The sequence below is a fragment of the Pseudomonas sp. 58(2021) genome (genome assembly GCF_017491585.1).
In the GTDB taxonomy this organism is placed as follows: Bacteria; Pseudomonadota; Gammaproteobacteria; order Pseudomonadales; family Pseudomonadaceae; genus Aquipseudomonas; species Aquipseudomonas fluorescens_BT.
In genome coordinates this window covers 1-439 of the sequence record NZ_JAFGYZ010000065.1, presented here as the reverse complement: position 1 = coordinate 439, position 439 = coordinate 1, and the positions used below count along the sequence as shown (strand labels likewise).

General features: G+C 61.3%; 1 protein-coding gene. It reads left to right on the top strand.

What is annotated here, in order from left to right:
• Nucleotides 1-320 precede the first annotated feature (320 nt).
• The coding region (locus J5M72_RS28770) for a 2Fe-2S iron-sulfur cluster-binding protein (protein WP_207868337.1) at nt 321-439 on the top strand (119 nt) is incomplete at its 3' end.

Sequence of the window (439 nt, the reverse complement as noted above, 5' to 3'; positions counted from 1 at the left end):
GGTAGTACGAGATGAATTGCAGGGCGTCGGCGACGCTCTGAATCAGGTCGTCTTGCTTGATCACGGTCATGCAGCGCGCTCCTCTTAAAGACGGGAACATTCAAAAAGACGTTCGACGGTGCCGACCAGCGTGTCGAAGCGCCTTGCAAGGCGCGCCGGCAGGCTGGCCGACGCAAAAGGGCGCGGCAGTATAGCGCGCCTCACTGCGCGAAACACCTGCGTGTGGTCTGGACCTTGGTCGGCTACTAGCGGGCATCGTTTTTGCTGCCACCTTGCGCTTGGCTTACAGTGACCCGGTGACCGTTGGAGAATGACTTACCATGCCTGAACTTAGCGTGGGCGCAAAGAGCTGGGCGGTGCCCACTGGCAGCAACCTGCTCGATGCCCTCAACGACGCGGGGCTGAACGTGCCCTACAGCTGCCGAGCCGGCAGTTGCCA